This is a genomic window from Banduia mediterranea, assembly GCF_031846245.1.
Classification (GTDB): Bacteria; Pseudomonadota; Gammaproteobacteria; order Nevskiales; family Nevskiaceae; genus Banduia; species Banduia mediterranea.
In genome coordinates this window covers 1-324 of the sequence record NZ_JAVRIC010000087.1, presented here as the reverse complement: position 1 = coordinate 324, position 324 = coordinate 1, and the positions used below count along the sequence as shown (strand labels likewise).

Annotated in this window: 1 protein-coding gene; it reads left to right on the top strand. The window is 63.6% G+C overall.

What is annotated here, in order from left to right:
- The coding region (locus RM530_RS18490; protein WP_311366739.1) for a transposase at positions 1–324 on the top strand (324 nt) is incomplete at both ends.

Sequence of the window (324 nt, the reverse complement as noted above, 5' to 3'; positions counted from 1 at the left end):
CGGCGTGCGTCTGCTGGGCGTCGACGAAGTGGCCCGCGCCAAGGGACATGACTACGTCACCGTGGTCTATGACCTTGAATCCGGCGCCTTGCTGTGGGTCGGCGACGGGCGCACCGCTGACACCTTGAGCCAGTTCCTCGCCGAATTGTCCGAAGACACCGCCGCTGGCATTCAAGCCGTGGCGATCGACATGAGCGCCGCCTTCGCCAAGGCCGTGCGTGAGCAACTGCCCCAGGCCTCGATCGTCCACGACCGCTTCCATGTCATGCAGCTGTATTCCAAGGCGATCGATCAGGTCCGGCGCCGCGAGTTCAAACAAACAGT